The sequence below is a fragment of the Exiguobacterium sp. s145 genome, assembly GCF_018618835.1.
Classification (GTDB): Bacteria; Bacillota; Bacilli; order Exiguobacteriales; family Exiguobacteriaceae; genus Exiguobacterium_A; species Exiguobacterium_A artemiae.
Map to the genome: position 1 here is coordinate 236,479 of NZ_JACSMV010000002.1, position 18,807 is coordinate 255,285.

An 18,807-nucleotide genomic window follows, 5' to 3' on the forward strand; every position below is an offset into this window, starting at 1 on the left:
TTTTCACTTTTTCGTCATGTAGACTCCAATGATTTTTGTGTATAACGCATCTAATTTCGCGTTTTCTTCAACCAGGATCGTTTCTTTTGTATTCACAAACAGTTGATTCGCTTCTTCAAATTTACCGGCGTAAACCAGCAGTCTGATTGCACCTCGTTTGTCTCCGACGATTTCCGATGAATCTTCACGAGCATACAGAAGCCGATCATATACTTGATCCATGATTTCGATTTTCTCGTCTGCACTGAAGTTATTGGCATCCAGGTAGGTTTTCAAACGATTGGCGTAGTCCTTATAGTCGAGAACCGTTAAGGCTTTTGTAATGGATCCGTACTGATCTTCAAATAATTTGATTTGGTTCTTTTCGTAGTCAACAATCACTTTATAGAGAGCCTGTCCTTCTTTGGTCAACACCTTTTCCGCCTTCGTCAAACGAATGGTTTCTTTTTTCAACGCTGCAATCTGCTTATCCGCAACCTTTTTTTCCTTCTGCGTGTTCACTTCTTTAATCAGCTTTTTCAAGGCTTCCGCTTCTTTTCGTGCCTTCTTACGGTCCGTCATATACTGTTTTGATTTTTTGTTATACGCTTCCACTTTAGCGCGGTACACAGAATCCGTGATGTAGTCCGGTACTTTGATTCCACCCAGATTCCCCATATGGAAGAGTGTGCTGCCGTACGATGCTACGACTTTCGTTTGTTTGGCGCGATACTTTTTGTAGTCGAATTTTTTCTTCGCGACTTGAGTCGTCTTGGTCGAAGCGTCCGCTATATTGCTGTTTACTCCGACTCCCGTCAATACAAGAGCCGTTACAAGCGTACTCGCCATTGCTTTACGAACTGTTACCTTTTTCATACGTTCACGTCCTTTTTTTATGTGGATTGTACTTTAGTCATTTTCAATTCCAAGGAAATAAGTAAATATATTCCATGTCTTCATTTTATCACGTCCGGATGCCGTTGTTGAACAGAATTCAATCGTGTTACCACTTTATTTTATCTTCTGGAATGATGAGATAAATCCCTAAAACAAGTAAGATTCCGAACAGGACATAATCTGTTGTCGGTAGTCCTCCTCCCCAGCCAAGATCCCCCTCTTTCGTAACAATCATTGATCCCACAGCCGCAATCGTCTCCGTCATTTTGTTGAGTTGAATGATCAGCATACTAAACAAAACCGTCTGGACGATAATCAAGACCCCAATCCATTTCTTCACGTCGATTTCCTCCTGCTCAAGCTTGTAATAAAGCTACGATTTCCGGGTAACGATGTTTGACGGCAAAGTCGAGTGCTGTTCTCCCTTCCGTGTCTGGATGCTGTCGATCTGCACCATGTTTCAACAATAATTTGGTGATTTCGGTCCAACCGTACTGACTCGCAAGCATCAACGGGGTATTGTTCTCATTTAACGGATTTTCGATTTCAATGTCGGCTCCGGCTGCCAGTAATGCCTGTACCGCTTTGATATGCCCTTCCCCGACCGCCTGGTGGAGCGGTGCAAAGCCGTTCATTTCAATCCGGTTGACATCGGCTCCCGCTTCCACCAGCATACGAATTTTCTTTGTCTTTCCTTCTTGAGCCGCATAATGCAGCGGCGTATACCCTTCTCCATCATCTGTCTGCCAATTCACTCGTGTCCGGTCTTCCAGTAATCGGCGGAGAACCCGTTTATTCCCGGAACAGGCAGCGATAAAATGCAGTGCCGTAAAGCCGTCCCCGTCAAAATCAAGGGCAGCACCGCGGTCAATCAGTTGGATTGCGATTTCACCCTGCTTTTCATACAAGGCGAGATGCAACGGTGTCAGACCATCCTTATCGCGTTGGTTGATATCCGCCCCATGATCAAGCAACAGCGTGACGATTTCGTCATACCCTTCCTCGACTGCCCAGTGCAGTGCGGAAGATCCTTCTTCATCGAGCGCATTCAAATCATCTCCGCGCGCGATACATGTCTTCACCTTTTTGATATTTCCGAAAAAAAGCATAATCTTGAATTGATTTTTTAGCCATGTCGTCTCTCCTTTTTTCAACTATGGTCAAGTCAAATGATGTCGTGACGTATAGAAAAAGAAGAAAACGATTTTACTCGTTTTCTTCTTTTCGATTAGTCGGATCATTAAGCGTTCTAATCTGACTTCGAGCCTCTTGACTGTACCGACAAGATACAACATACCGACATGGAGCAACATACTCGATTTTGCTCTCGGTTCTTCCAGACGCACGACATGCTTCACTAATAATGAAAATCGCCCGTCGTCTCATATCGAGCATATCATCACTATCCGGGGCCGGTTCTTTCCGGGCAACGCCTTCCCTGACGAATAACGTACATTCTTCTTGGTGATAGACGACATGATAGACTTCATCGTCAATTTGCTTTAATAATTGCACCATACTGGTAGCTCCCTTTACACTGCTGTATATATAAATTTTTCAAGACTGCATTCCACACCTTCAGTTGTATGTGATGAATGATGCCGGCCTTCTGTTTTTTCTCTTTTCCTCACCAAACTGCATTGACACCATACAGTAAAAGTACTCCTCCTGCTAAGCAGAAATAACCGTATTGTCTGACTGATAATGAACTAAAGAGGATGACACCAATCGATAAGAGAAGACTGAGCACAAACGAATCGACATGATCAATCCAGTCTCCATACCCGGATAGCGGCGTTTTGTTTGCATGCTTACATCGGATGAAGTACGTTCCTAACATCATTGAACTACCTCCACCTACGCTAAGAGGTGGAGGATTCCTGAGTTATCCGACCTATCGGTCGAAAAATGATCAGGCTAACCCCGTCGTCCCGACGGTTGAAGAAGCGAAGATACGTTCAGCTTCTCGTTTGAGATTCAGTCCTGCGTTCACATCCCGGTCGTGGTGGATCCCGCAATTCGGGCATGTCCATTCTCGCAAGCCGAGATGTTTCACGTCTTTGTGTTGATGGCCGCAACTCGAACACAGTTGGCTCGATGCAAAGGTCTTGCCGACCTTCACGACAATCTTCCCGTACCAGTCTGCCTTGTATTCCAACATGCGGAAGAATTCCGACCAGCTGACGTCCGAGATGGCCTTACTCAACTTACGATTCTTCTGCATGTTCTTCACCTGCAAGGTCTCAATCCCGATGACGTCGTGGTTTTGGACGATCTCGGTCGATACATTGTGCAGGAAGTCAGTGCGCTTGTTGGCAATCTTCTCGTGGATACGCGCAACCTTCCGCTTCTGCTTCTGATAGTTCCTCGCCTCGGAAAGCTTGACTTTCTTGTTCAGGGCGATGCGTTGACGGCGGGAGAGCTTACGTTGTTCGCGCGCCAGTTTCTTCTCAAGCGAACGGAAGTAACGGTCGTTTTGGTACATCGTGCCGTCCGACAGGATGGCGAAGTTCTTGAGTCCGACGTCGACGCCGACGGATGAACCGGTCTTCGGCAGTTCGTGGATCTCCTGCTCGACGAGCAGGGAGACGAAATATTTTCCCGAAGCGTTGCGTCGGATGGTTGCGTTCAAGATACGGCCTGTGACCTGTTTCGAATGGGCGAAACGAACCCATTTCAGCTTCGGAAGTTTGATCTTGTTCCCGACGATCGACACTTCAGGAAGCTGATTTTTGCCTTGGATGTTGGTCTTGAACGACTGGACGGGATTACGCTTCGACTTGAATCGAGGACGTTCGTTCTGCTTGTTGAAGAAGCGGTCAAACGCATCGGCAAGATGTTTGACGCTGATCTGAACAGATGTGCTATCGACTTCCTTCAACCAGTCGAACTCCTGCTTCAACAAAGGAAGCTCTTTGGAACAAGAACCGTAGGACAGTCCTTTCCCAGTGGTCTTGTACAATTCCTCCCACTTCGCCAGGAAGTGGTTGAAGACGAAGCGCGAACACCCGATCGTCTTCGCGATCAGGATTTCTTGCTCTTTTGTGGGGTAGATTCTGAATTTGTAGGCCTTGTGCTTCAACACCATGTTTCACCTCCTTTAAAGGAAATATACCCGAAAGGGAGGTTGGCGATTCATCTCCCACTTTCACTTCGTTTAGAAGTGGGCGTATTCTCGACTAATTTTTGATAAAGGTTTTGCTTCAGCAAGCTGTCTAAAATGGCTTCACTTTCTCTAGGAGGGACATATGTGTTTTCCCGTATCGCTGTTCCTTCGTGTTCTGCCCGGAGTTCTGCTCCATTTGAACCGATAATCGGACAGTTGAGCTGATGGAGTCGTAACAGGTACGCTGCGTCAAACGCTGCTCGCCCGGTCGCAATGACAACGATGTCGCCGTTCTTCTGACAGTCCTTGACGGCTGTGACATTCCGTTCTGAAATCCTATGAGTTGAGTGCAATAACGTGCCGTCTAAATCAATGGCAAATACGCGCATGATGTTCCTCCTTGCGGGATGATGTACTGTTCGACTTCAGTATAGATTCTGAAACGCATCCGAGAGCAACTTCTGATTATGCGAAATCGAGCTCAATCCGTATTTTCTAAAAAAGTCGTCACACATGGTTGAAGTTCTGTTTCCTGATGGTAGTCATCCAGACACGCTAATAATTGTTTCGCTTCTTTCGGCAGCTTGCATTGGAGTGCTGCAAAACTGATCCATATGATTTCGTCCGGTAAATCATCATCTTCCGGATCACTGATAAGATCCCAAAACGCATCCCAGTTCTCGCCGTAATGTGCCGGAAAGTCCAGTTTCTGTTTTAAGAGACGATGCAGTTCGCCTGCTGATTGAACCGTGGTGACATCTATTTCAACGGTCTTCATGATTTCTCACCTTCCTGTAATTTTTACTTTACTTGGTATAGGTCAAGAATAGGGTCTCTTTTTTGTGAACATCCCATATGACGCTGATACGAAATATATCAGTCGTGTCGGCACGATAACTTTCTGTCGTTTCGGTTGTCGAAACGCCGACCATGTCACTGAAATGCCTTACTGGATTTGGTGAGCCATTTATGCTTGAAAGAAGACTGTCCACTTCCCATAGAGTAGGTTGTTCTTTCTTATATAATTGTTTTACGTCTTTACCGATGTACTGAAGGTCATAGCATTCACTGTATAATAGGAAAACAGACCGTTCTTTGCCTGCTTTACTTCGATCACACCTTCCCATGAGGCACTTTTCGCTTGATAGACAAAACGGGTTGGTTACTCCATCGTCTATCGCTCATTATAATCTAACAAGGGTTAGACTGTTTACTAAGATCACAAAGCCCAGAGTATTGAATTTTGTCCTTTGTGACAACTGCTTCATCTCTCTTTGACCTCCAAAACCGGATCTTACCTAATTAAAGAAAAGAGGTTCATTTAACTCATGACTACTATTTACTTCGTCCGCCACGCCGAATCTCCGAAAACCGATTTAGATGAAAGAAAGCGTGGGTTGACCGATGCGGGACAGATGGCCGCATCACGCGTCAAGCGTTTCTTAACGACTGAAAAAATCGATTTCTTTTATTCGAGTCCGTATGAGCGTTCTTTGTTAACGATTGAAGGAGCAGCCCGTTCACTCGGACAAGATATCTAAATCGACGAAAACTTGCGGGAATGTGTCTTCTCCGGACAACACCAGACGATGTCGCAAACGGATGTTTATCCGCTCGTCCAACAGATGTTTGCTGATCCTGCTTTTTCACGCGACGGCTCGGAATCATTTCAATCTTGTCAGCGCCGCGGTGTTCAAGCATTGACCGCCATCCTGCAAAATCATCCCGGAAAACGAATCGTCATCGGCACGCACGGATTGATCATGACGGCGATTTTTCACCATTTTGATACGAAGTACGACTTTGATTTTCTGTGGCAGACGACTAAACCGGATATCTATCAACTTACCTTTACAGATACAGAACTTTTGAACGTGTCACGGATCAAATTGCCTCTTTATGATTGATGCGACTTAATGAACTCGAGCAAAATCGGATGTTCCGGCGGATTGATTCTGTCCGGCAGCTCGTCTAAACGGAAGAACCGTAAGTCCGCGACTTCTTCATCATCCTGCACCAATCTCCCCTGATAGTCGCGGCAGATATAGGCCGAGATGACATTGTAGACTTCATCCCCGTGCGGATATTTATAGTAAAATTCGTTGCCGGAGTAAACGTTGAATAACTCAAGCCGATTTGCTGTCAGTCCGGTTTCTTCAAACAGTTCCCGGACCGCTGCCTGTTCCAGCGTTTCACCCGGATCGAGTGCTCCGCCGACAAGTCCCCAACAGTGATTATCACGGCGCAGTTGCAGCAACACTTCCTTTTGTTCATTCAGGACGATCACACAAGCGCCGGGTACGACGAGCGGACGTGTGCCGACCAATTTTCGGAGTTCCATGATATAGTTCATTATTTTGTTCCTGCTTTCTATTTTATATCGTACAAATTCCATATAGAGACGGTGCTATAACAACCTTGAAGCTTCTGAACGAATGCCAACTTTCTCCTTCTATTTTACCATCATCTGGTTTTACAATAATCCAAATGTTAAAATGATGGAAATACATTTCGAACGTCGTTATCTCCATTTTTTAAGGACAGGAGTCGAAGGATGTGATTGACCACGATACACAAATCAGAGTTCTCCTGTACGGCAATTCGTATCAGTTTGCCTGCGACACACTGAATGTCTCTGACATGCGGAATCATTCCTACGCGGATGTGTTTACGGTCACGGAAACCGACGTCCTCGCTTATACCAAAAAATACGGGTTCCCCGACTCACCGGCCATCAACCGGCTGACGGACGGATTTTATTACTATGAGGAGCAAGGGACCTGGTATACCTTTTTCCGTGAACGCGGGAACACGTTTGATGCGCAACAGTTTTCGGATACACAAACGGCAAAAAACTACATCGTCTCGATGCTGTTGAAGCTAACGATGACCGGCTTGTATTAAATAGTTAGAAAGAAGGGATTACTTTGACGACACTTGCATTTCCTGTACTGACGACAACCAGGCTGACCTTACGCGAAGTCACGCCGCTTGATGCTCCAAGTCTGCTGACGTATCTTGCTGACGAACGCGTCGTCACACAAATGGGACTCGATCCGTTCCAAACGGAAGCCGATGCGTTGGATGAAATCAACTGGTATCACTCCATCCGAACAGAACAGACCGGTCTCCGTTGGGGCATCACCGAACATGCGACTTCTGACATCATCGGCAGTTGCGGTTTCCTGAACCGTTCTTCCCGGCATCAGCGGGCGGAACTCGGCTTTGAACTGAGTCCTGCTCACTGGGGCAAAGGACTGGCACAAGAAGCCGTTCGGGCCGTACTCGCTCACGGTTTTAATGAATGGGACCTAAACCGGATCGAAGCGCTTGTTCTGCCGGACAATACAGCCTCTCAACGGTTGCTCGAACGGCTTGGTTTTCAGCGGGAAGGACTGTTGCGTCAATACGAGAAGACACGCGGTCAGTTCGATGATCTATATATGTATTCCTTGTTGAAGCCAGAATGGCAGGACGGCTCAGTCCATAATAAAAACACCCTATAAAAGTTGGATTTTTATGTCCAACTTTTATAGGGCAGTTCATATAATGGCGATGTATTTTTGCGTTTATCCGCGCGGCGGGAACGGATCATTGCCGTATGAATCTTTATCGCGAATCTGACCTTCCTTATTATGAATGATCAGCTCAACCTGTTGATCCTTCGCAATCTTCCGTCCTGCTGCGATGGCTTCTTTTTGTGTCGGAAACCGTTCCGTTGCTTTTGATGCCCCTTCCGCAATGACCTGATAGCCGCCATCCGGATGAGGTGTTACATGCTGATTCGCCATGCGTTCACTTCCTTTTTGAGTGGATCGTTTTAGTTTGCTTCTATATTCGATACCCTTAACCTGAAATCTTCATTCATCCGGAGACGTTCTTGAACGCATTAGGAAAGTACATAATAATCACCAAGACAGGAGCACTTTATGAAACTAAACGATTATTTCCACACTCACTTTGACAATTCAGATATTTTGGAAGAGTCTTTTGCGGAGCGTCCATTGACACTCAGTCTCGATTTGCAAAAGGAACTGTATCAGATTCAACCGGATTCCGACGAACTGAATATGGAATATTTCGATAAGGTCTATCAAAAATCACTCACTTTATTTGAAGATCTGTTTCATGAAAACGACCGTTTGTACCTCATTGTACGTGTCCGAAAAGAACTACATTCTCCTCCGGCGAAAAGTACAGAGATCTTTGAGCGCTATCTCAAAAATAACAAGAATCGATACGCGCTTGAGTTTGAAAAAAAGGAGGTTCGTGATGAGGAGGAAGTCATTTACCAATACGCCCGCTTGTTGCCGAGCAGAAAGTCCCTTCGTTATAAAAAATTGCTTCAAGCAATCTGTAATCAGGACTTTCCCGAGTTGTATCCCCGCTTCAAATCGAGACAGACATACTATCCTGAGATTTTTTTCGTGAACCCAGACAAAGACATCATTCTGTATATTTTTGACGATCGGGGCTGCTTTATTGTAATAAAGGATGAAACTTCATTTGAGTTTTTGAAAGAAAAGTACACATCTGATTTATCTGAAGGATATGTATTTTTAAATGAAAAGTCAGACTAACCGATTGAGACAGTATGCTTGTTGGAATATAAAACAACCAGTTTTCATAATTGACTATCAACAGAATTATTTAATATCGCTAAACGAAAAAATCCGGTGTCCCCCTTTTAAAGGGGACCACCGGACATAACACACTTATCTTACATTTGTTTGTTTCTTCGCTCATATCCCATGACCCAGCCGTGTAACATCATTCCGATGATGCCCGATAATATCATGACGAGTCCGACAAGCGTCAAAGCAATTTTTAAAAATGGTTCCATTTCCGTATCCGATAAGAAGCGCATCAATGCGATACCTGCTATCGTCAGCATCACTAAAGCAGAGAAATTCTTAATCATTTGCTTCATTCCTCCAAAATCATAGTTACTCTGCTGATTTTTCAGCTTCTAGTGCTGCTCGTTTTTGTGCTTCCTGTTTAAAGTCCTCATTCCACCAACCGCCAATCAGGAACGTACATCCCACAATCAACGCGATAACCGGGAAGTAGATCAAATGATATTCTTCGAGTGCCTCTCCATCAAACTTGGATGACAGCTCGATGTAGGCACTGAACAGTTGAACGATAAAGAACAAGAAAAAGCTGACAATCAATGCCCAAGTGCCATAACGATAATTTGGATTCTTCAACATATGCGTTCCTCCTGGATTGAATTATTTTAATCTGATTTCTGTATCGCCGCCTTCACTTTCACCGATATCGTCACGAACGATGTAGTCAATGTCATATACACCCGCCGGAATGACACCGGCTTTGACTTTTTTCTTCAGTGTCACCGTGGTATGCGGTTGTACTTCTTTCGACAACCGTTTCGGCTCCACCTCTTCGTACGAGTCATAGACGACTTTTTGCGAATCGTGCTTTCGGATCTTAACGTTGAGCAGATGACCGGCCCGGGAGGCGACTTTTACCGGATAATCGCCGGTATTGGTCAGTTTGTATTCAAATACAAACCCGTCTTTGACACTTCCTGTATAACCCGTTTCGACCGACTGACTACTCGGTTTCATGTCGAGGGACATACACCCGGCTAAACTGAATAAAATTGGGATAATCAGTAGTTTTTTCATTTCCATTTCTCCTTTTCGCATGCGTTTCAAAAGAGTTGAAGAAATGAAGGTGCTCCTTGAACGTAATGCTTGGCTTACTCCCAGCCCGGTAACGGACGCGGTAACTGATCCGCGAAGGCACGGTAGCCGTCGTATCTGAATCCTTGTCGTTGTAGGTTTTCGTTTCGGACTAAAGGGTCTCCTGATTGATCTTCGTTCGTCTGTAACAAATGTTCTCTTTGGAACACTTGAATTGACGAAAAATGATATTGTTCATAAGACAAATGATCACGGACGGATTGGATGACCTTCTCAAAACCCCGGCCTTCGTTATAACGCATCCCTAGTTTCTCCTGTTCAAACTTGCCCTCATAAATCGAAATCGTGAAATATGAATTGGTTTTCGAAATCGGGTATTCAATTTCGACGCGAACCGAATCGACAAACCGGATCGAGATGGGCGGCTTAACCTTCTCTTCCGGAGTCTCTTCGTCGATGAAATAATTATCCTTTTCAATACTGAAGTCCTTGAACTCCCAAAACACGTCCCCTTGGGCAATGATTGAATACTCAAGGAACGTGCCGAAGTTTTGACCAATCGGATCGGCCTCCTCGGTTGATAACTCATGGAACACCCAGTACATATAAGGTGTGTCCTCTGTTTTCGCAAACTCCCGGTTAATCAACAGATAGCCCTCATTGATTTCCCCAATCACCCAGTAATGGTCGAAGTCCTCATGAATCAATTCATATTCAATCGCCTCATTCGTCGCTTCAATCACCCGCTCCAAGGAATGCAACACCAGTCCCAGACCGTCGTCAAGAATAAACAGATCCGCTCCATCATGCAGTTCAAGGAACGCTTGGTATTCACTCGGCAATTTTTGATTGAATTCAGCTTCAAATGCTGCAAGTGACTCTGCCGTCACCGGTTCCGGGAGATTAAATTTTGCCTGCCCGATTTCATTGTACTTCCGTTGAATGAACGTTGATCCGTGATTGATTTTCTGCTGAAGCCCGCCGAGTACTGCTGCGATTTGATTCATATCATTCTCTCCCTGTCATGCATTTTCCCAGCCCGGTAACGGACGCGGCAAGTCATTCACAAATGCTTGATACCCGTCATACTGCATGATTTGGGTTTGCGGATGTTCAACGCGTTTCGCGATCTGTTCACCGGATGCATCTTCACTTTCCCAAAGCGGTGCTTCTTTTTGGAACACAGTGATTTCTGTAAAATGGAACTGCGGCTCCTCCAGCGTGCTCATAAGAGAACGATGCACCTGTTTCATCGTGTCATAGTCAGATTTCCACCATAAATCAGGTTTTCCATTTTCATATGTATAAAAAGAAACGATGAAACCTCCCCGGCGGTAAATCGGATACTCAATTTCAATCCGGACACGTTCCTCGGATGCAATCGATACGCCCGCCTGCACGTCCTCCATTTCTTCTTCGACATAGTAATCATCTTCCCGGACATCAAAAATGTTGAATTCCCAGTACATGTCGCCTTGCGCGATGATCGACCGTTCCAGAAACGTCCCGAAATTTTGACCGATGGCATCGGTGTCTTCAGTCGACCCTTCATGATACTTCCAGTACATATAAGGGGTATCTTCTGTTTTTGCATGATCCGTGTGAATCAAAAGGTACCCTTCGTTGATTTCGCCGATGATCCAGTAATGATCATAGTCTTCATCAATCAGCCCGTCTTCCTTAGCTTCGATTGTCTTTTCGATCACTTCCGCGAGCGGATACAAGACCAGCCCCTCATCGCCCAACATAAACAGTTTCGCTCCGTCATGCAGTTCGAGAAATGTCTGATATTCGCTCGGTAACGGTTGCTTGAACTCAGCTTCGAATGCTTGAATTGTTTCCGGCTTGACCGGTTTTGGCAGACGGAACGTGGCCTGACCAATTGAGTTGTAACTGCGTTGAATAAACGTCGATCCATGGCTGATTTTTTGTTTCAGTCCGTCGAGGACAACTGCGATTTGATTCATTGGATCCACCCTCTTATTTTTCTATGTATGAGCCACCTGGCCTCATCTTCCTTTAGTCTACCATTTTACCAATAATTTGGGTGATCCTAACTTCCTGTTTCTGTGGTATTCTTTTTCTAATCAAAAATGATCCTCAAACAGCATCTATGTTTATTAACCCGGAGGTGAACCATGCAGAAACAGTCTTCGATTTTGCTGATTTTACTGGCGGCAATGCTTTGGGGTACGACCGGCACGTCGCAAGCCTTTGCACCAGAAACGGCCCATCCGGTTGCGATCGGTGCAGTCCGTTTAGCGATCGGCGGCTTCTTTTTACTCAGTCTCGTCTTACTGACCGGAAAGCTGACCTTAAAAGATTGGCCATTGCCCACGATTTTCCTCGCTGCCCTCAGCATGGCCGCCTATCAGCCGTTGTTCTTTTCCGCTGTCCTCATGACCGGAGTCGCCGTCGGAACCGTCGTCGCGATCGGCAGTGCGCCGATTTTTTCCGGAGTGATTGAATGGCTTGTCTTAAGAAATCGACCGGGTACCATTTGGTGGCTGTCGACATTGCTTTCGATTGCCGGTTGTTTACTGTTGGTCATGAATCAGGCATCCGTTTCAGTCGATCCGTTCGGGATCGTGCTCGCACTCGGTGCCGGAATGTCCTTTGCCGTCTACACGTTTGTCAGCCGGGACTTAGTGAAAACTCACCCTCCGCTATCCGTCGTCGCGGTCGTCTTTACACTCAGCGCTCTCTTATTATCACCACTGTTATTCCTGTTTGATCTGTCATGGGTCTTCAGCCTGCGCGGTGCCGGAATCAGTCTCCACCTTGGTGTCCTCGCAACCGGTCTCGCCTATCTGTTGTTTGCCCGCGGTCTTGCGCAAGTCTCGTCTTCGACGGCCGTCACACTGTCGCTTGGTGAACCGTTGACCGCTGCCTTGCTCGGCGTGTTTGTCCTCGGGGAAACGCTCAGTCTGTTGTCGTGGGTCGGCATTTTACTTTTATTCTGCGGTATCGGTCTACTCATCTGGTCGTCGCGTTCGACACGTCAGCCGGACATCCTCGAACTCGCCAAGGAAAAACACTCTTAAAGGAGGGCATCAGTCATGCACCTTACATTCGAGAAACTGTTGTACCGGGAAGACTATCAGATTGCGCTCGATCACTTTGTCATAGATGAAAAAAACGGGGATCGGTTAGCCTTTTATTTCCGCGGTCATACGGACGAAATCATGGTGCTCATCGGTGACTATTCCTGCAATTATTTTGAATTGTTGTTTGAAGCAGATTGCGTCCTGCTCCGCTCGTCGGATTTGCATGAACTGGATGACGGGCTGGAATTCAGTACGGTTCCGCTCGCCTTGTATCAGGATTCGGCACTCCTGACCTTTGCGACGGCCTGGATGGGGTTGAAGCGGGACCCGTCACGAGACTGGACGCATTACGCCATTCGAGCATTCGAACAGGACTTTCATATCCTCTCCCCGCGTCCGCCTGTTTTTACGGACCTTGGTCACAAGATGAGTGATTTTACCGTCAGGCATTCCTTTAATTTGCCTAAAGAGAAGTGACATAAAAAAAGCCCTACCTCGCCAAAGGTAGGGTGATGCGACTCGTCCCGCCCGACGGCTTGCGCCGGACGGGGCGTAGTTTCATTATACATAGCGCACCAGTGTTTTTTCAATCGTCTGAATCGAATCGACCGGCGCAAACCGTTTGACGACCCGCCCTTGACGATCAATGAGAAACTTCGTGAAGTTCCATTTGATGTTCGACGACAATAGACCACCCTGTTGCTGTTTCAAGTACGTATATAACCGATGTTCCATTGGTCCGTTGACATCAATCTTCTGAAACATCGGAAACGTCACGCCGTAATTCCGCTGACAAAACTGCATTGTTTCCTGTTGATCGGCAAATTCCTGATTGTTGAACTGATCACACGGAAATCCAAGGACCTTGACGCCTTGATCCGCATACTTGTCATACAACCGTTGCAGGTCTCCGAGCTGACCGACGAGCCCGCATTTGCTGGCTGTATTAACGATGAGAAGTACCTCTCCCGCGTAATCCTGTAATGAAACGGTCTGTCCGGTTGCATCCTGTACTTCAATCTCATAGAGTGATGGCATCCCGTCGCACCCCCTTTGCCGTCAGTATACGCCGCTGAAAAAACTCCGTCTTTTTTGAACATGCGACGAGCTGTTTACCAGATGGATTCTTCCCGATCACTCAGCTTAATGACAAACGGCATGATCAGTAAAAAGAACAGGCTGACGTATCCGAGTGATAAAAAATGTTGTGTATCTTTTGAAAGATACTGCTTCTCACCACAGTTCGGACAATCCTTGCCATGCTTCGCAAAACCAACCGCCAGTACTTCTTTCGTCTTCCACTTGTAGTCACAATTCGTACATCGTACCATCTCATCATCCCCTTTCCTCTTTTTACCTGTTTATTCAAGGAAAGGTTTCATGATTTGGACGATTTATTGAGAAAAGTCAATCAATGAAGCGCTCTCAATCCTGGGCTTTAAAGCTTCTCTCCACTTCCTGAAACGCTTTGATCCAATCCCGAAAATCGTCTTCCACATGAGAATAATCGTCCGGGCTATTTTGTAAATCCATTCCACAGACTGTCGTCAGACAACGAAAAACAGCCAATTACTTCTTCGTCAACGACCTGCATTCTTTCTCTTCCATCCACTCCAAATCCGCCATCCGTTCATATACCCACTCGGATACTTCCTCTCGTGTCAGCTGTTTTTCCAGGACCTATTCCAGTTTTTTTATCACTTCATCGATTTGAATAGTTCTCATGTCAGCATCTCCCAATTAAATAATCATCTAAATAATTTATGCATTAAACCCTTTAATTTTCATGGTATAATTTTACATGTGAAGTTCTGAACTCTATCCTCGTCAAGCAATGAGAAAATTCATAATCCTACGATTTAGAAATGGAGGTCATCCCGTTGAAAAAAGTAATTGCTCCTTTGGTTTGCATCCCGTTCCTGCTGTTAGCAGCCTGTACAGACGAAGCAGAGAAAGCCGTGACGCACTCCGAAAGTAAAGAATTTAAACCAGAAACTGTGAAGATCGGCGAGGATGGTGAATTAAACATCGTCCCACTTTATGCGCCCTATCAAACTTATTTGAAAGCATCGCTTAAAGCAGATACTTCAGAAACGGATACAAAAAATTACGCAGAATACGTCCTGCGTTACATAGATAAGATTGGAGAGAAGGAAAACTTTGATCCGACCACCCTAGAGACTTTCTTCATGTTGAAAGCGACAGCTTACGAGCAGGATCTGCTGAACCAAACGAATGAATTGATGAAACAGCATGAAGAAATCAAAGATATCATTACAAAAAACTATATCGCTTCCTATGAAGCGCTCCCTAAAAAGAAAGCTACGATTTTCATCGCACCGTCCAATCCAGAATTTTGGTCAATGACAGATCCTTTAGCCGGAGTGTCCGGAGCAGCTTTTCAAGACTCGATTATCATTCAACTGAATCCAAACTTCGATAAAGAAGCTTTGGCCTATACAATCGCTCATGAATATCATCATCTGGTTTTAAATGATACACCCGAGTTAAGCAGAATTGACACATCTCTTGATTCGGTCATCTTCGAAGGAAAAGCAGATGCCTTTGCCGATCAAATCGTCACGGACGTCTCGCCTCCTTGGAATATACCGATGGATGATACAACAAAAAAACATGTGGCGCGTCTGATCGGGAATGGTGAAGCCGATTATCAGGAGATTACAATGGGGAACACTGAAAAAGACATTCCTTTATGGAGCCGTTACTCTTTAGGTCGCGATATCTTGACGCATCATCTGAAAGCAAACCCTGATCTCGCCATCAAAACATGGACGTATGAAGAGAATCACGCTATTTTGAAGGGATATAAGTATCAAAAGCTCATTGAATAAAAAAATTGACGCATAAGGATATCACTTACGAAGGAGGACAATTTTACATGCGTAAATATTTGCTGATCGGCTCCGTGATTCTCATCATTGCTTTGTTCGTTCACTTCGAACCCTTCCGTGATGAACCACCCGATCCCCGTGTCGAGATACAGGGAAAAAGTATTCCAACGGTCCAAGGGACATTTTGCTGGAGTGGCATGTTTAGCGGCCAATGCGTAGACAAAATCTATGTAGACGGTTTGCACATGACTGAAAAAAGTAAACCGGTCACCGTCATGCCGAATGAGAAAATCCAGATTTCCTTCGATCCAGAACCTGATACAATCAAAATCCTTCGATTTAATAAGGAGACCGGTAAGCGGGTTACGTTAAAAAATAATCAACTCGTAACACCGAAAGAAGCCGGCACATATGCCTATGAACTTCAAGCAGGATGGTCTGAGAATGGTGATGGTCAGTTTGCTTTCTTAATCAAGGTAGATTGAATGGAAAACGAATAGAGCTCTTGTCTGTACTAACATCTAAATATGTATTACAAAGGAGATAATAAGGATGAGTACGATTTCTACACTTGTTCGCGATGCCGTCCTCGATCGTATTGAAGATGAGATTGATTTACAACTCTATCATGACTCCATGGCAGCACACCGCAAAAAATCAGAGGCAATCTCATTTGACGATATGATAAAAGAACTTGTTTTAGAATGACACCATATACAGTGGAGTTTGAGCGCGGAGCTCAAACGTCCTTTAAGAAGATGGATCCTCAACATTCATGGATCATCATGTCCTGGATCAAGAAGAATCTGCTCGGGACGGTTGATCTGCGTCATAGAAAGGGATTCGTCTCGAATCGTCGAGAGCTGAGACTTACGTGTGCAAAAGTATATAAACACATAAAAAAAACAGATTGTATACATTTCGATGTCGAAAATGAATACAGCCTGTTTTTTAATGACATTTAACTTACAATCGACCATTGAGTGCCCGTTTACCCTAGTTGAGCTCTTTGAGATCACTTACCTATTCTTTTTTTATCGACCGATGTGAACAGACGTAAATACAAATTTATCATATCGGTGCCGTGAAAATGAATACTCGAACGGTTTTCCGTTTCCGAGAAAGACGACTTGTTCGACTTCAATTACGGGATCGGTTTCTTCGTTCCCTAGATATTCACGGTCCCACTGGTTCGGCTTGTCCGCGCGAATCATCTTGTGTGAACTGGTGATCGTATAGCCGAGTTCTTCTTGAATGTACCGGTAAATCGAACTATCTAGAATTTCTTTCGTTAATCCGGTGATCAGTGAGGAAGGCATAAACGTATGTTCAATGACATATGGTTCTTCTTCCACATACCGGACACGTCGTATCTCGTAGACCGGATCGGTTTTCTCAATCATCAAGTGCCGGGCGACTTCCGCTTCCGGGAAGCGGACTTCGAACTGCAAGACTTCACTCTTCACTGCCCGTTCCCCGAGCAGTTTCGTCAACCCCTGCGATTCTTTGTTCAATACATTGATCCGTCCCTGTGAAAAATTCGATGGCAAGATGAACGTGCCCTGCCCTCGTTGCCGATAGATGATGCCTTCCATTACTAAAATTTCCAGTGCGCGTTTCATCGTCATTCGGCTGACTTCGAATTCCTGTCCCAACTGAATCTCATCCGGCATGGCTTCTTCGACATCATAGCCGCCGTTGAAGATTCGTTCTCGTAACTCATCCGCGATTTTTTCATACTTTGGTTTCTTTTTTGTAGACATGATTCCACCCCATGTATAGACATATAAGAACAATATAACAAAAAAAGATAATCAGGGCTAGATATACCCTGATTATCTTCCGTCATTTTATGAAACCATCGTCTTCTATCAATTGCTTGAACCAATGTCCACTTTTTTTGACCGTTCTGGTCTGACTGGCCAAGTCCACCCCGACGAAGCCGTATCGGTTTTTATACGCATTGCTCCATGACCAGTTGTCCATGAAGGTCCAGAGATGATACCCTTTGACGTTTGACCCTTCCTCTAATGCCAGATGGACCCATTTGAGGTGCTCTGCGATGAAATCAATCCGGTAATCATCCTGGATGCTTCCATCCGCATCACGATACTGTTCCTCTCCCTCGACGCCCATGCCATTCTCCGAAATGAAGCATTCGATGTTCCCGTAATTTTTTCGTAAGTTCGTCAGGATGTCATAGACACCTTTCTCATAGATTTCCCATCCGCGGTGACGGTTCATTTTACGTCCCGGCATCTCGTAATAATCGAACAGATGCTCCGGCATGAACGGTGCTGCAGGGTTCGGTAGATGCTCCTTTACTTTGATCCGTCTCGGCTGGTAATAGTTAATACCGAGCAAATCGACCGTATGTGCCGCGATCGTCTGTCGATCCGTCTCTTCCATAACCGGTAGAGCGTTTTGTTCCTCTAACAAGTCGATCAGTTCTTGCGGGAAGGTTCCCAACACGGATGGATCCAGGAAGGAACGGTTGAACAGGATATCTGCCAAATGAGCAGCTTGAACATCCGCCTCATTTTGGCTTCTTGGATAAGAAGGGGTCAGGTTCAGAATGATACCGATCTTGCCCGCCTGGTCTGCCTCCTTATAGGCCTGGATCGCCAGTGCACTGGATAAGATCGAATGATACGCGACCTGAACAGCTCTTTTGAAGTCCACCACGTTCGGATAATGGAAATCATATAAATAACCACCCTCGACCGGGACAATCGGTTCGTTATGCGTGAACCATTTCGATACACGGTCCCCGAACAACTCGAAGCAGGTCTTGGCATAATCAACGTAGTGCATGACGACCTCCCGGTTTTCCCATCCACCTTTCTGTTGTAACGAAAGCGGCATATCGAAATGGTATAGATTGACGAATGGTTCGATATCCGCCTGGATCAGCTCATCGATCACACGATTATAGAAGTCTACGGCCAATGGATTGATTTTTCCTTCACCTGTCGGGAACAGCCGTGACCAGGAAATCGACAGCCGGAAAGAGTTGTGTCCCAGTTCCTTCATCAAAGCGATATCCTCTTCGTACCGGTGATAAAAATTAGATGCTACGTTCGCACTGACCCCGTCAAAGAATCGGTTGGGCTCTTGCTCGTACCAGTAGTCCCAAATGTTCGGACCCTTCCCCGCTTCATCTGCCGCCCCTTCCATTTGCGTGGCGGAGGCAGCCGTTCCCCACCAAAAGTCAGTTGGAAAGATATACTTTTTTGTTTGTCCGGTCATGTTTTCAA

At 45.5% G+C, this 18,807-nt stretch carries 27 protein-coding genes and 1 pseudogene; 9 read left to right on the top strand and 19 right to left on the bottom strand.

Annotation, left to right across the window (positions count from 1 at the left end):
* Nucleotides 1-3 precede the first annotated feature (3 nt).
* From KNQ07_RS04255 to KNQ07_RS04290, 8 genes are all read right to left on the bottom strand, one after another.
* Nucleotides 4-855, bottom strand: coding sequence for a hypothetical protein (locus KNQ07_RS04255; RefSeq protein ID WP_214764960.1), 852 nt, complete (start codon nucleotides 853-855; stop codon nucleotides 4-6).
* A 127-nt stretch (nucleotides 856-982) separates the two neighbouring features.
* Complete coding sequence (locus tag KNQ07_RS04260; RefSeq protein ID WP_247857402.1) at nucleotides 983-1,216, bottom strand: hypothetical protein; 234 nt, start codon at nucleotides 1,214-1,216, stop codon at nucleotides 983-985.
* A 16-nt stretch (nucleotides 1,217-1,232) separates the two neighbouring features.
* Nucleotides 1,233-1,985 carry an ankyrin repeat domain-containing protein gene (locus KNQ07_RS04265; protein ID WP_251139456.1) on the bottom strand — a complete coding sequence of 251 codons (753 nt, stop codon included), beginning with the start codon at nucleotides 1,983-1,985 and terminating at the stop codon, nucleotides 1,233-1,235.
* A 97-nt stretch (nucleotides 1,986-2,082) separates the two neighbouring features.
* On the bottom strand, nucleotides 2,083-2,394 hold the full coding sequence (locus KNQ07_RS04270; RefSeq protein ID WP_214765152.1) for a hypothetical protein: 312 nt from the start codon (nucleotides 2,392-2,394) through the stop codon (nucleotides 2,083-2,085).
* 109 nt (nucleotides 2,395-2,503) lie between these two features.
* Complete coding sequence (locus KNQ07_RS04275) at nucleotides 2,504-2,719, bottom strand: hypothetical protein (RefSeq protein ID WP_214764962.1); 216 nt, start codon at nucleotides 2,717-2,719, stop codon at nucleotides 2,504-2,506.
* A 69-nt stretch (nucleotides 2,720-2,788) separates the two neighbouring features.
* Nucleotides 2,789-3,961 carry an IS200/IS605 family element RNA-guided endonuclease TnpB gene (tnpB, locus tag KNQ07_RS04280; RefSeq protein ID WP_214764963.1) on the bottom strand — a complete coding sequence of 391 codons (1,173 nt, stop codon included), beginning with the start codon at nucleotides 3,959-3,961 and terminating at the stop codon, nucleotides 2,789-2,791.
* A gap of 50 nt (nucleotides 3,962-4,011) precedes the next feature.
* On the bottom strand, nucleotides 4,012-4,371 hold the full coding sequence (locus KNQ07_RS04285; RefSeq protein WP_214764964.1) for an HAD family hydrolase: 360 nt from the start codon (nucleotides 4,369-4,371) through the stop codon (nucleotides 4,012-4,014).
* A gap of 92 nt (nucleotides 4,372-4,463) precedes the next feature.
* Nucleotides 4,464-4,760, bottom strand: a complete 297-nt coding sequence (locus tag KNQ07_RS04290) for a barstar family protein (RefSeq protein WP_214764965.1) — start codon at nucleotides 4,758-4,760, stop codon at nucleotides 4,464-4,466.
* 550 nt (nucleotides 4,761-5,310) lie between these two features.
* Between KNQ07_RS04290 and KNQ07_RS04295 the strand changes: the two are divergent.
* A pseudogene (locus KNQ07_RS04295) lies at nucleotides 5,311-5,889 on the top strand (histidine phosphatase family protein).
* On the opposite strand, the gene KNQ07_RS04300 reads toward KNQ07_RS04295, so the two are convergent.
* Nucleotides 5,880-6,335, bottom strand: a complete 456-nt coding sequence (locus tag KNQ07_RS04300) for an NUDIX hydrolase (RefSeq protein WP_214764966.1) — start codon at nucleotides 6,333-6,335, stop codon at nucleotides 5,880-5,882. The pseudogene KNQ07_RS04295 and the gene KNQ07_RS04300 overlap by 10 nt on opposite strands.
* 203 nt (nucleotides 6,336-6,538) lie before the next feature.
* On the opposite strand from KNQ07_RS04300, the gene KNQ07_RS04305 reads away from it, so the two are divergent.
* Complete coding sequence (locus tag KNQ07_RS04305) at nucleotides 6,539-6,886, top strand: hypothetical protein (RefSeq protein WP_214764967.1); 348 nt, start codon at nucleotides 6,539-6,541, stop codon at nucleotides 6,884-6,886.
* A gap of 23 nt (nucleotides 6,887-6,909) precedes the next feature.
* Entirely contained in the window at nucleotides 6,910-7,488 is a 579-nt protein-coding gene (locus KNQ07_RS04310; RefSeq protein WP_214764968.1) for a GNAT family N-acetyltransferase, read from the top strand.
* A 63-nt stretch (nucleotides 7,489-7,551) separates the two neighbouring features.
* On the opposite strand, the gene KNQ07_RS04315 is transcribed toward KNQ07_RS04310, so the two are convergent.
* Nucleotides 7,552-7,773 carry a DUF2188 domain-containing protein gene (locus tag KNQ07_RS04315; RefSeq protein ID WP_214764969.1) on the bottom strand — a complete coding sequence of 74 codons (222 nt, stop codon included), beginning with the start codon at nucleotides 7,771-7,773 and terminating at the stop codon, nucleotides 7,552-7,554.
* 138 nt (nucleotides 7,774-7,911) lie between these two features.
* On the opposite strand from KNQ07_RS04315, the gene KNQ07_RS04320 reads away from it, so the two are divergent.
* Nucleotides 7,912-8,562 (top strand): DUF3885 domain-containing protein, encoded by a 651-nt coding sequence (locus KNQ07_RS04320; RefSeq protein ID WP_214764970.1) that lies wholly within the window; start codon nucleotides 7,912-7,914, stop codon nucleotides 8,560-8,562.
* Nucleotides 8,563-8,702: 140 nt separating this feature from the next.
* Here KNQ07_RS04320 and KNQ07_RS04325 read toward each other — a convergent pair whose 3' ends face one another.
* From KNQ07_RS04325 to KNQ07_RS04345, 5 genes are all read right to left on the bottom strand, one after another.
* Nucleotides 8,703-8,903: a hypothetical protein gene (locus tag KNQ07_RS04325; protein WP_214764971.1), complete on the bottom strand. Its 201-nt coding sequence runs from the start codon at nucleotides 8,901-8,903 to the stop codon at nucleotides 8,703-8,705.
* Between the two features lie 25 nt (nucleotides 8,904-8,928).
* A complete protein-coding gene (locus KNQ07_RS04330) occupies nucleotides 8,929-9,195 on the bottom strand; it encodes a hypothetical protein (RefSeq protein ID WP_214764972.1) in 267 nt (88 codons plus the stop codon).
* Nucleotides 9,196-9,216: 21 nt separating this feature from the next.
* Nucleotides 9,217-9,633 carry a hypothetical protein gene (locus KNQ07_RS04335; RefSeq protein ID WP_214764973.1) on the bottom strand — a complete coding sequence of 139 codons (417 nt, stop codon included), beginning with the start codon at nucleotides 9,631-9,633 and terminating at the stop codon, nucleotides 9,217-9,219.
* A 74-nt stretch (nucleotides 9,634-9,707) separates the two neighbouring features.
* Nucleotides 9,708-10,658, bottom strand: a complete 951-nt coding sequence (locus KNQ07_RS04340; RefSeq protein WP_214764974.1) for an SMI1/KNR4 family protein — start codon at nucleotides 10,656-10,658, stop codon at nucleotides 9,708-9,710.
* Between the two features lie 15 nt (nucleotides 10,659-10,673).
* A complete protein-coding gene (locus KNQ07_RS04345; protein ID WP_214764975.1) occupies nucleotides 10,674-11,618 on the bottom strand; it encodes an SMI1/KNR4 family protein in 945 nt (314 codons plus the stop codon).
* Between the two features lie 171 nt (nucleotides 11,619-11,789).
* Here KNQ07_RS04345 and KNQ07_RS04350 point away from each other — a divergent pair, with 171 nt between their 5' ends.
* Together KNQ07_RS04350 and KNQ07_RS04355 are read left to right on the top strand one after the other, a co-directional pair.
* The gene (locus KNQ07_RS04350; RefSeq protein ID WP_214764976.1) at nucleotides 11,790-12,695 is read left to right on the top strand and encodes an EamA family transporter; all 906 of its coding nucleotides are present in this window, start codon (nucleotides 11,790-11,792) and stop codon (nucleotides 12,693-12,695) included.
* 15 nt (nucleotides 12,696-12,710) lie between these two features.
* Nucleotides 12,711-13,175, top strand: a complete 465-nt coding sequence (locus KNQ07_RS04355) for a hypothetical protein (RefSeq protein ID WP_214764977.1) — start codon at nucleotides 12,711-12,713, stop codon at nucleotides 13,173-13,175.
* Nucleotides 13,176-13,259: 84 nt separating this feature from the next.
* On the opposite strand, the gene KNQ07_RS04360 is transcribed toward KNQ07_RS04355, so the two are convergent.
* Nucleotides 13,260-13,736, bottom strand: a complete 477-nt coding sequence (locus KNQ07_RS04360; RefSeq protein WP_214764978.1) for a glutathione peroxidase — start codon at nucleotides 13,734-13,736, stop codon at nucleotides 13,260-13,262.
* A gap of 74 nt (nucleotides 13,737-13,810) precedes the next feature.
* Complete coding sequence (locus KNQ07_RS04365; protein WP_214764979.1) at nucleotides 13,811-14,029, bottom strand: hypothetical protein; 219 nt, start codon at nucleotides 14,027-14,029, stop codon at nucleotides 13,811-13,813.
* A gap of 549 nt (nucleotides 14,030-14,578) precedes the next feature.
* Here KNQ07_RS04365 and KNQ07_RS04370 point away from each other — a divergent pair.
* From KNQ07_RS04370 to relB, 3 genes are all read left to right on the top strand, one after another.
* On the top strand, nucleotides 14,579-15,550 hold the full coding sequence (locus tag KNQ07_RS04370) for a DUF2268 domain-containing putative Zn-dependent protease (protein ID WP_214764980.1): 972 nt from the start codon (nucleotides 14,579-14,581) through the stop codon (nucleotides 15,548-15,550).
* A 47-nt stretch (nucleotides 15,551-15,597) separates the two neighbouring features.
* Nucleotides 15,598-16,035, top strand: coding sequence for a hypothetical protein (locus tag KNQ07_RS04375; protein ID WP_214764981.1), 438 nt, complete (start codon nucleotides 15,598-15,600; stop codon nucleotides 16,033-16,035).
* Between the two features lie 67 nt (nucleotides 16,036-16,102).
* Complete coding sequence (gene relB, locus KNQ07_RS04380) at nucleotides 16,103-16,258, top strand: type II toxin-antitoxin system RelB family antitoxin (protein ID WP_251139458.1); 156 nt, start codon at nucleotides 16,103-16,105, stop codon at nucleotides 16,256-16,258.
* 326 nt (nucleotides 16,259-16,584) lie between these two features.
* On the opposite strand, the gene KNQ07_RS04385 is transcribed toward relB, so the two are convergent.
* A complete protein-coding gene (locus tag KNQ07_RS04385; RefSeq protein WP_214764982.1) occupies nucleotides 16,585-17,313 on the bottom strand; it encodes a GntR family transcriptional regulator in 729 nt (242 codons plus the stop codon).
* A gap of 82 nt (nucleotides 17,314-17,395) precedes the next feature.
* The gene (locus KNQ07_RS04390) at nucleotides 17,396-18,799 is read right to left on the bottom strand and encodes a glycoside hydrolase family 1 protein (protein WP_376778099.1); all 1,404 of its coding nucleotides are present in this window, start codon (nucleotides 18,797-18,799) and stop codon (nucleotides 17,396-17,398) included.
* Nucleotides 18,800-18,807 lie beyond the last annotated feature (8 nt).

What these genes read in the sequence shown, in the direction of transcription:
- KNQ07_RS04325 (WP_214764971.1), bottom strand. Translation starts at nt 8,903, where the DNA reads ATGATTAAGAATTTCTCTGCTTTAGTGATGCTGACGATAGCAGGTATC.
- KNQ07_RS04355 (WP_214764977.1), top strand. Translation starts at nt 12,711, where the DNA reads ATGCACCTTACATTCGAGAAACTGTTGTACCGGGAAGACTATCAGATT.
- KNQ07_RS04290 (WP_214764965.1), bottom strand. Translation starts at nt 4,760, where the DNA reads ATGAAGACCGTTGAAATAGATGTCACCACGGTTCAATCAGCAGGCGAA.
- relB (WP_251139458.1), top strand. Translation starts at nt 16,103, where the DNA reads ATGAGTACGATTTCTACACTTGTTCGCGATGCCGTCCTCGATCGTATT.
- KNQ07_RS04300 (WP_214764966.1), bottom strand. Translation starts at nt 6,335, where the DNA reads ATGAACTATATCATGGAACTCCGAAAATTGGTCGGCACACGTCCGCTC.
- KNQ07_RS04340 (WP_214764974.1), bottom strand. Translation starts at nt 10,658, where the DNA reads ATGAATCAAATCGCAGCAGTACTCGGCGGGCTTCAGCAGAAAATCAAT.
- KNQ07_RS04315 (WP_214764969.1), bottom strand. Translation starts at nt 7,773, where the DNA reads ATGGCGAATCAGCATGTAACACCTCATCCGGATGGCGGCTATCAGGTC.
- KNQ07_RS04390 (WP_376778099.1), bottom strand. Translation starts at nt 18,799, where the DNA reads ATGACCGGACAAACAAAAAAGTATATCTTTCCAACTGACTTTTGGTGG.
- KNQ07_RS04330 (WP_214764972.1), bottom strand. Translation starts at nt 9,195, where the DNA reads ATGTTGAAGAATCCAAATTATCGTTATGGCACTTGGGCATTGATTGTC.
- KNQ07_RS04265 (WP_251139456.1), bottom strand. Translation starts at nt 1,985, where the DNA reads ATGCTTTTTTTCGGAAATATCAAAAAGGTGAAGACATGTATCGCGCGC.
- KNQ07_RS04255 (WP_214764960.1), bottom strand. Translation starts at nt 855, where the DNA reads ATGAAAAAGGTAACAGTTCGTAAAGCAATGGCGAGTACGCTTGTAACG.
- KNQ07_RS04285 (WP_214764964.1), bottom strand. Translation starts at nt 4,371, where the DNA reads ATGCGCGTATTTGCCATTGATTTAGACGGCACGTTATTGCACTCAACT.
- KNQ07_RS04270 (WP_214765152.1), bottom strand. Translation starts at nt 2,394, where the DNA reads ATGGTGCAATTATTAAAGCAAATTGACGATGAAGTCTATCATGTCGTC.
- KNQ07_RS04275 (WP_214764962.1), bottom strand. Translation starts at nt 2,719, where the DNA reads ATGATGTTAGGAACGTACTTCATCCGATGTAAGCATGCAAACAAAACG.
- KNQ07_RS04345 (WP_214764975.1), bottom strand. Translation starts at nt 11,618, where the DNA reads ATGAATCAAATCGCAGTTGTCCTCGACGGACTGAAACAAAAAATCAGC.
- KNQ07_RS04335 (WP_214764973.1), bottom strand. Translation starts at nt 9,633, where the DNA reads ATGAAAAAACTACTGATTATCCCAATTTTATTCAGTTTAGCCGGGTGT.
- KNQ07_RS04350 (WP_214764976.1), top strand. Translation starts at nt 11,790, where the DNA reads ATGCAGAAACAGTCTTCGATTTTGCTGATTTTACTGGCGGCAATGCTT.
- KNQ07_RS04385 (WP_214764982.1), bottom strand. Translation starts at nt 17,313, where the DNA reads ATGTCTACAAAAAAGAAACCAAAGTATGAAAAAATCGCGGATGAGTTA.
- KNQ07_RS04360 (WP_214764978.1), bottom strand. Translation starts at nt 13,736, where the DNA reads ATGCCATCACTCTATGAGATTGAAGTACAGGATGCAACCGGACAGACC.
- KNQ07_RS04365 (WP_214764979.1), bottom strand. Translation starts at nt 14,029, where the DNA reads ATGGTACGATGTACGAATTGTGACTACAAGTGGAAGACGAAAGAAGTA.
- KNQ07_RS04320 (WP_214764970.1), top strand. Translation starts at nt 7,912, where the DNA reads ATGAAACTAAACGATTATTTCCACACTCACTTTGACAATTCAGATATT.
- KNQ07_RS04375 (WP_214764981.1), top strand. Translation starts at nt 15,598, where the DNA reads ATGCGTAAATATTTGCTGATCGGCTCCGTGATTCTCATCATTGCTTTG.